The sequence below is a fragment of the Flavobacterium sp. TC780 genome (assembly GCF_056783245.1).
The window spans coordinates 1-8,138 of sequence record NZ_JBXBAV010000055.1 but is presented as its reverse complement, the minus strand read 5'-3'; the positions used below and the strand labels follow the sequence as shown (position 1 = coordinate 8,138).

7 protein-coding genes and 3 pseudogenes are annotated in these 8,138 nt (G+C 32.7%); 2 read left to right on the top strand and 8 right to left on the bottom strand.

Features of this window, described 5'->3' with window-relative positions:
- The 3 genes and pseudogenes from AC1RYN_RS05570 to AC1RYN_RS05560 form a co-directional block, all read right to left on the bottom strand.
- A pseudogene (locus tag AC1RYN_RS05570) lies at positions 1 to 761 on the bottom strand (UvrD-helicase domain-containing protein); the annotation flags it as partial.
- Positions 762 to 844: 83 nt separating this feature from the next.
- Positions 845 to 1,441 carry a lipoprotein signal peptidase gene (locus AC1RYN_RS05565; protein ID WP_129540564.1) on the bottom strand — a complete coding sequence of 199 codons (597 nt, stop codon included), beginning with the start codon at positions 1,439 to 1,441 and terminating at the stop codon, positions 845 to 847.
- A gap of 89 nt (positions 1,442 to 1,530) precedes the next feature.
- The gene (locus AC1RYN_RS05560; protein WP_481806155.1) at positions 1,531 to 1,755 is read right to left on the bottom strand and encodes a hypothetical protein; all 225 of its coding nucleotides are present in this window, start codon (positions 1,753 to 1,755) and stop codon (positions 1,531 to 1,533) included.
- Positions 1,756 to 1,928: 173 nt separating this feature from the next.
- Between AC1RYN_RS05560 and AC1RYN_RS05555 the strand changes: the two genes are divergently transcribed.
- Together AC1RYN_RS05555 and AC1RYN_RS05550 are read left to right on the top strand one after the other, a co-directional pair.
- On the top strand, positions 1,929 to 2,120 hold the full coding sequence (locus AC1RYN_RS05555; RefSeq protein ID WP_481806154.1) for a hypothetical protein: 192 nt from the start codon (positions 1,929 to 1,931) through the stop codon (positions 2,118 to 2,120).
- A 194-nt stretch (positions 2,121 to 2,314) separates the two neighbouring features.
- Positions 2,315 to 2,694, top strand: a pseudogene (locus AC1RYN_RS05550) (hypothetical protein).
- 148 nt (positions 2,695 to 2,842) lie between these two features.
- Here AC1RYN_RS05550 and AC1RYN_RS05545 read toward each other — a convergent pair.
- From AC1RYN_RS05545 to AC1RYN_RS05525, 5 genes and pseudogenes are all read right to left on the bottom strand, one after another.
- On the bottom strand, positions 2,843 to 3,223 hold the full coding sequence (locus AC1RYN_RS05545) for a TraR/DksA family transcriptional regulator (RefSeq protein ID WP_082001802.1): 381 nt from the start codon (positions 3,221 to 3,223) through the stop codon (positions 2,843 to 2,845).
- Positions 3,224 to 3,230: 7 nt separating this feature from the next.
- A pseudogene (gene ileS, locus AC1RYN_RS05540) lies at positions 3,231 to 6,630 on the bottom strand (isoleucine--tRNA ligase).
- A gap of 259 nt (positions 6,631 to 6,889) precedes the next feature.
- Positions 6,890 to 7,084 carry a hypothetical protein gene (locus AC1RYN_RS05535; protein ID WP_481806153.1) on the bottom strand — a complete coding sequence of 65 codons (195 nt, stop codon included), beginning with the start codon at positions 7,082 to 7,084 and terminating at the stop codon, positions 6,890 to 6,892.
- Positions 7,085 to 7,149: 65 nt separating this feature from the next.
- The gene (locus tag AC1RYN_RS05530) at positions 7,150 to 7,446 is read right to left on the bottom strand and encodes a hypothetical protein (protein WP_481806152.1); all 297 of its coding nucleotides are present in this window, start codon (positions 7,444 to 7,446) and stop codon (positions 7,150 to 7,152) included.
- A gap of 102 nt (positions 7,447 to 7,548) precedes the next feature.
- Positions 7,549 to 8,115, bottom strand: coding sequence for a hypothetical protein (locus tag AC1RYN_RS05525; RefSeq protein ID WP_481806151.1), 567 nt, complete (start codon positions 8,113 to 8,115; stop codon positions 7,549 to 7,551).
- Between the last annotated feature and the right edge of the window lie 23 nt (positions 8,116 to 8,138).

Genomic DNA, 8,138 nt, shown 5'->3' with positions numbered 1-8,138 from the left:
CAATACATGCTCCTGTTTGTTAGGGAGGCAGCACCTATTAACAAAAGTGCAGTTGTAGCAAAAGCAGCATTCTCCTCTTCCAGGTCTTTACATAAAGCCGTTAGCTTCTTTTTTATTTCAACAAACTCACCAATTGATTTATCATGAAAATGTATAATCTCATTTCGATTATTCTCATTTAAAATTAACCTTCCTGTTTCAAGAATTTCACGAGACACATCCCAACTTTTATCATCGTCGGTTTTTTCCATTGTAAAATCGATCAATAACTTGGTCAAAGTTTCATCTTCGACCTGCTTGAGCGATAATGGCATCAACTGCCTCTATAAGTAAATTTTCGGTATCCAGAGTTACCTCAAAAGTCATGGGTAAATTTAAATCATGCGCAAAAGCACGGATAACCTTATGTGTAAATTTATCATTGTAGAAATATCAAAAGCTGCATAATTATGGATAATATGCTTAATGATATTTTGTGATTTAGTTTTTAATTCAATAATCGAAAGCCCTGTTTCTCGAGCTAAATCCTGCATCAAATCCACCGCTTTTGCAGATGGTTCATCTTTCGCAAATTCCGATAAACTGCCCACAATACGGCTTTTCAACTTCGTGCACCGCCTTATTGGTAAATGTAATCGCTAAAATATTACGATATGCATCATTTTTGGGAGCTGAAAGAATAATTTTAAGGTATTCAACTAAAGTGTATGTTTTACCAAACCCGCAGATGCGTCATATATAGAAAAAGAGGGTCTTTGCATTTTTTTAGTTTTTCGCACCTGTAAAAATAAAACATCCCGAGAACTATCGGTTGTAAAAACTAAAATTCTATGAAAGCAAATTATTAGTGCTTGTTAAATGCTTTTTTATTAAAAACAATTAAAATTCCAACTCCAGTAGAAATCGCCATATCGGCAAAATTAAAGATTGCATTAAAAAATTTAAATGGTTCTCCACCCCATATTGGCAACCACGTTGGTAAATTCCCTTCCCAAATAGGAAAATATAACATATCAACCACTTTACCATGAAACAATGTTCCATAATGCTCTGGAGCAAACAATGTAGCTAAATTATTATAACTATCGTCGAAAATCACTCCATAAAAAACTGAATCTATAATATTCCCTGCTGCTCCAGCCATAATCAAAGAAATAGCAACAATTAAATACGTCGAACTTTGTTTTTTTATAGAATCGTACAGCCAATATGCTATACCGAAAACTGCAAAAATCCTAAACACAGTCAAGATCAATTTTCCGTATTCACCTGGAATTTTTGTTCCCCAAGCCATTCCTTCATTTTCAATGAAAAGGATCTTAAACCATTTAAAGACTTCTACCTCTTCACTCAAAACAAAGTTTGTTTTAATGTAAATTTTAGAAACCTGATCAATAAGTAAAATAATGAAAATAAGTAAATACGCTTTTCGTAGTGACATTTTATAATTTTTTATTGGCGCAAAAGTAACAATTAAATCAAAAAAAACGCTCCCTAGGGAGCGTTAATTATTTCGTAACAAAATGTTCTTTATTTCCTTCCATTATATCTAACTGGTTTTGACCCTTCATAAAAAAAGCTAGAGATTGAATCAAACAATCCTTTGGTTTCCTTTTCAACTTCACCAGATTTAACACTGTCACTCTGAGTGCTTTTTGCACGAGCCACATTTAGCTTAATCCTAATCTTTTCAAAATCCTTCATTCTATTATCAACATCGGACTTCACATCTCTAAATTTCAATACTTTAGCCATAACGTTTCATATTAAATTAAAAATTACTTGATTTTCATATTTACTTACAATAATACGCAAAAAAATTTTATATGTTAAATAAATTAACGAGATAATACATGAAAAAGTTATTATTTTTTTAATTAAATTAGCTTAATCAATTATTTTTTAACAACTTCCCAAAACTCCACACAATGAATGAAATCACAATTATCCTAAATGAGTTTTTAATTCAGACGAAATCATCATCAGCCCTAATATCAGGTGCAAAAGGGAAATTAATAACCTCCCTACACTTAGATTACAGTGATAGTGTTGCTGCAATGAGCGATGCTATCTTATCTATGAGCGACAAATTCCTAACCGACTTAGCCAAGGGTATTTAAAACAATTATACCTTAAAACTACCGATGGTGGTGTCGTAGTAATGAATAAAATAAACAATTCTCACAGTGTTATTGTTTTCTCTAATGACGGGAGCAATCTTGGATTGTTTTTACGAAATATTGATGAATTGGCTACTAAACTTAGCGGCATCAGCCTTTTAAAATAATTAATAACCAATAAACCCCCAAAAATTATGAGCAATGACTTCTTAAATGTGTTTTTAAATGAAATGAAAACCAACGTAAATGGCTTTATAGCTGTAGCTGTAACCGAAATTGAATCAGGATTAAGTTTTGGAAACTTAACAATAGATCCAGGTTTTGATCCTGAATTGGCAGCTGCTTATAATCTCGAAGTTGTAAAAGCAAAATTGAGTGCCGTAAAAGCTTTAAATTTAAACCAGGACATCGAAGATATTTTGATTACACTCTCTAATCAGATTCACATTATCGATATTTCTCCAAACAAAAAATTCATGATTTACCTTGCTGCAGATTCAACCAAAGCAAATTTAGGAATGACAAGAGCTGTTTAAGAAAACACAAATTAGAGCTAGAAAAAAACTTAGCTTAGTTTATCTTATTATTTTAATTAGAACTATCAATAATCAGGGTAGTTCTAATTAAAAAATATTCTCATATTCCAAATCAACTTATTTCTTTCTTCTTATATAATAAAAAAAACGCCCCTTGATTAGGAGCGTTTTGATTTTATTTTAAAATTATCGTTGCAAATTTTTAGCTTCAATACTCATTGTAGCATGAGGAACAATTTTTAATCTTTCTTTCCCGATTAATTTTCCTGTTACTTTGCACACACCATAGGTTTTATTTTCTACACGGAATAGCGCATTTTTTAGATCTCGAATAAACTTTTCTTGTCTGATAGCCAACTGTGAGTTTGCTTCTTTGGACATCGTTTCGCTTCCTTCTTCAAACGCTTTAAACGTAGGCGATGTATCATCTGTACCATTATTTAAATCATTCATATAAGCGCTTTTAATCAAGTCTAAATCAGCTTGCGCTTTTTGTATTTTACCCAAAATGATCTCTTTGAATTCCGCTAGATCAGCGTCAGAGTATCTTGTAATTTCATCTACCATCTTATATTTATTTTGAAATTAATATCGTTGTTTTTATATCATCAAACTCAATTTCTGTGCCGCTTTCTAATTCGTCTAAGAAAACCAAGCTATCAGTTAATGTCTCGGACTTAATATAGTCTTCGTTTTTAGAATACGCATTTTCTAATATACCACTTCTTTTTATTTGTACCTTTATTTTATCTGTTACTTCGAATCCAGAATCTTTACGGATATTTTGAATTCTATTAACCAACTCCCTTGCGATACCCTCATTTTTCAGTTCTTCCGTGATTGTAATATCAAGCGCAACTGTTATTCCGTTTGAATTTGCAACCAACCAACCTTCGATATCTTGTGACGTTATTTCGACATCTTCTAATGATAAAGTTACACTATTTCCTGCAATAACAATATCCAGAGAACCTTCCTTGTCTAACTGACTGATTTGTTGAGCAGTAAAAGACTGTATCTCTTTGGAAATCAATCCCATATCCTTGCCAAATCGTGGACCTAAGGCCTTAAAATTAGGCTTAATTTGCTTTACTAAAATCCCAGAAGCATCATCCAAAAGAACGATTTCTTTCACATTAACCTCTGCTTTTACCAGCTCTGAAACTGCCTCAATTTCACTGCGTTGATTATCGTCAAGTACTGGTATCATTACCTTTTGCAATGGTTGACGTACCTTAATCATCTCTTTCTTACGAAGCGATAATACAAGTGAAGAGATCGTTTGTGCTTTCTGCATTTTGCTCTCTAACGTTTTATTAACAAAGTTTTCAACGTATTTAGGAAACTCTGCCAAATGTACACTGTCATAATTTTCTGACTGTGTTGAAGTCGTTAAATCTCTGTAAAGCTTGTCCATAAAGAACGGAGCAATTGGCGCACTTAATTTACTTATAGTTAACAAACAAGTATATAATGTTTGATATGCCGCTATTTTATCCTGTGCATACTCCCCTTTCCAAAAACGACGACGACATAAACGAACGTACCAGTTACTCAAATTCTCTTGTACAAAGTCAGATATCGCTCGAGCTGCTTTTGTTGGCTCATAATCGGCATAAAAACCGTCAACTTCTTTTATAAGCGTATTTAACTCCGAAATAATCCATTGATCAATTTCTGGCCTTTCATTTAATGGTATTTCTGCTTCAGCATATTTAAATCCATCAATGTTTGCATACAACGAAAAGAACGAATAGGTATTATATAATGTTCCGAAGAATTTTGGCGAACCTCAGCAATTCCCTCAATATCAAATTTCAAATTATCCCAAGGATTTGCATTCGAGATCATATACCAACGTGTCGCATCTGGTCCAAACTCTTCTAATGTTTTGAATGGATCTGTTGCATTCCCCAAACGTTTAGACATTTTCTGTCCGTTTTTATCCAAAACTAATCCATTTGAGACCACATTTTTATAAGCTACTTTGTCAAAAACCAATGTTCCAATTGCATGCAACGTATAAAACCATCCACGTGTTTGATCTACTCCTTCGGCAATAAAATCAGCTGGAAAATCTTTATTCCCATCAACTTTATCTTTATTTTCAAAAGGATAATGCCATTGTGCATAAGGCATGGCTCCTGAATCAAACCAAACATCAATTAAGTCAGCCTCACGCTGCATTGGTTTCCCTGACGGAGAGACTAAAGTAATTTTATCTACTATATTTTTATGTAAATCGATTAAATCGTAATTGCTTTCGCTCATATTTCCGACTTCAAAACCTTTAAACGGGTTTTCTTTTTGAAAACCTGCTGTTATTGATTTTTCGATTTCATTGTATAATTCTTCTACAGATCCAATTAGAATTTCCTCTTGTTTATCTTCAGTTCTCCATATTGGTAATGGAATTCCCCAATAACGTGAACGTGATAAATTCCAATCGTTAGCATTTTTCAACCAATTTCCAAAACGACCTTCTCCTGTAGCTTTTGGTTTCCAATTGATAGTTTCATTAAGATCGAACATTTTATCTCTTACATCTGTAATTTTTATAAACCAAGAATCAAGAGGATAGTATAATAAAGGTTCGTCTGTTCTCCAGCTATGTGGATAACTATGCACATATTTCTCTACCTTAAATGCTTTATTTTCTTCTTTAAGACGAATAGCTATTTCTACATCTACAGAACGTTCTGGCGCTGTCCCTTCATCATAATATTCATTTTTCACATATTTACCAGCATATTCACCTACATGCGAAGTAAATTTTCCTTGTAAATCGACTAAAGGAACTGGGTTTCCATTTTCGTCCAATACTAACATTGGTGGTACTTCTGGCTTTGCTTCTTTAGCAACTTTAGCATCATCTGCTCCAAATGTAGGTGCTGTATGCACTATTCCTGTTCCATCTTCGGTAGTTACAAAATCTCCTGAGATTACTCTAAAAGCATTCTCTGGGTTTTGATATGGCAAAACAAAAGGTAACAATTGCTTATAACGAATACCTACTAAATCTAAACCTTTTGATTCAGTAAGCACCTGAAATGGAATCTTTTTATCCCCGCTTTTGAAATTTTCAAAATCAGCAACATCGCTACTTTCGAAGAACCCTTTACTGAATTGTTTTCCAACTAAATTCTTAGCTAAAATAACATTGATAGGCTCAAATGTATATTGATTGAATGTTTTAACTAAAACATAGTCAATTTTTGGCCCAACTGTTAATGCAGTGTTACTTGGTAACGTCCAAGGAGTTGTTGTCCAAGCCAAAATATGAATATCGCCAAATCCTTGAAGGAAACTTGGCAATGTTTCATTAGTTGCTTTAAACTGAGCTACTACAGTTGTATCGGTAACATCTCTATAACTTCCAGGCTGATTTACTTCATGCGAAGACAATCCTGTTCCTGCTTTTGGAGAATAAGGCTGAATTGTATAGCCTTTGTACATCAAACCTTTACTATAGATTTGTTTCAAAAGCCACCAAACCGACTCCATATATTTTGGTTTATAAGTCACATATGGATCTTCCATATCTACCCAATATCCCATTTTTTCAGTTAAATCATTCCATACATCTGTATAACGCATTACGGTTTTTTTACACGCTTCGTTATATTCTTCAATAGAAATTGTTTTCCCAATATCTTCTTTAGTAATACCTAATTCTTTCTCAGTACCTAATTCTACAGGTAATCCATGAGTATCCCATCCAGCCTTACGTTTTACCTGAAATCCTTTTTGAGTTTTATATCTGCAAAAAATATCTTTAATAGCACGTGCCATTACGTGGTGAATTCCTGCAATCCGTTTGCCGAAGGCGGACCTTCGAAAAAAACGAAAGGCACAGCACCTTCGCGAGTAGTTACACTCTTTTCAAATATATTTTCTTTCTTCCAAAAATCAAGAACTTCAGACGCTACAGTTGGTAAGTCAAGTCCTTTGTATTCAGTAAATTTTGTGCTCATTTTATCCTTTTCTTAAATCGAAGTGCGAAAGTAAGGAATTTTCATTTTTTTAGCCACCAATTCACTAATTAAATTTGTTAATACATTTATAATTCTACGTTTATCAAAAAATGTTATTGATTTAAACAAAAATATTTTCTAAAAACTGAAAACCTTAAGAATTCAATCTTCAAGAAAATATTTCATAGCATCCGTTAAAAAGAAAACACATCATCTTTTTTGATTAACAAAAAATGGTCATTGCTAATAGTCTAAATCTTCATTTAAAAGATCCGAAATAGACTTCCTTAATAAAAATTCGGTTAGCAAACATAGGATTAATTTCGATTTTATCTCTTTGCTCTTCATATAACGTATCTCCGTAATAATCTTCTATTTCATATTGAATCTTATACGGAATTCGACCATTATTCAAAGCCACAACTTCTCGATAGTCCTTAAAAGTTTTTCTCAAAAAAGCTTTATTTCCATCATCAAATTCTGTTTTTTCAACCGAAACAACATTAAAATTTTCTTTATCTATAAAAAGATGGTATTCCGTTTTAGGAATTGTTCTATTATTAAAATCAATGTTTTTTCAAAATAAGTTAAATGATAGCAAAGTTTTCCTGCTGCCATTTCCTCTCCTAACAATTCATATTTATTCCACAAATCAAGTCTAAAACCTGAGATCAAATTAATTGGATCTAGATTTGCCGAAAGATTTGAATGATCTGTTGCAGATGATTTTTTCCATTTTGCTTCTACTCCCTTTTCTCTATCATCATGGCTCCAAGATTCCGGACCATTCACTATTTGGTAATAAGTTTCAGGCATTTTCTTTTTTAAGAAGAAAATTTGCAGAAGTAGCCCATCTTTCCTCTATATGAGGTACATTACTTTCCTCTAATACCAACTTAGAAGTCAGGTGTGTTTTGTCTATTTTTTTTTTAGATTTTCACTTCCTCCCAATCTGTTTATTATTTTTGCCAATAAATCAGGATTGCTCTGATAAGCTATAGAATCAAGCATATTGTCTCTTTGAATTTTACTTTTTTCCAAAAATTCAACTCTAGTTGCTTTTTCTTGTTCCCAATCAGCTTCTTGTCTATCAATTTTTTCAAAGAAAGCAAGTCTTAACTCTTCTTTTTCTTCATTTATCTTAAAACCTAACTTTTTCAAATCAACAAAACGATTCGTATGAGTTCTTACTTTTTTATCAACAAAATCTGCCGTATTGGCTCTATCTATAATATCTGAACCTCTAGAATCCCGTCTGTCATTTTTAACAAGTAAATCAGCGTAAAACAATGCTTTCTGCTTATTCTCTAACAATAAATATGTCAAAGCTAAATCATTTGTAATCACAAATCGAATTGCTTCATTTTCGGGACTTTGTGGGTATTTAATTAACAATCCATCAAGGTATGCTAAATGTGGTGCTAATAACTTTTCATCAAGCCCTTTTTCAAGAGTTAGGTGCTGCCTCCCTAACAACAGGAGCATGTATTAACCTTGGCCAAATGGTA

What these genes read in the sequence shown, in the direction of transcription:
- AC1RYN_RS05560 (WP_481806155.1), bottom strand. Translation starts at nt 1,755, where the DNA reads ATGGCTAAAGTATTGAAATTTAGAGATGTGAAGTCCGATGTTGATAAT.
- AC1RYN_RS05565 (WP_129540564.1), bottom strand. Translation starts at nt 1,441, where the DNA reads ATGTCACTACGAAAAGCGTATTTACTTATTTTCATTATTTTACTTATT.
- AC1RYN_RS05530 (WP_481806152.1), bottom strand. Translation starts at nt 7,446, where the DNA reads ATGCCTGAAACTTATTACCAAATAGTGAATGGTCCGGAATCTTGGAGC.
- AC1RYN_RS05545 (WP_082001802.1), bottom strand. Translation starts at nt 3,223, where the DNA reads ATGGTAGATGAAATTACAAGATACTCTGACGCTGATCTAGCGGAATTC.
- AC1RYN_RS05555 (WP_481806154.1), top strand. Translation starts at nt 1,929, where the DNA reads ATGAATGAAATCACAATTATCCTAAATGAGTTTTTAATTCAGACGAAA.
- AC1RYN_RS05525 (WP_481806151.1), bottom strand. Translation starts at nt 8,115, where the DNA reads ATGCTCCTGTTGTTAGGGAGGCAGCACCTAACTCTTGAAAAAGGGCTT.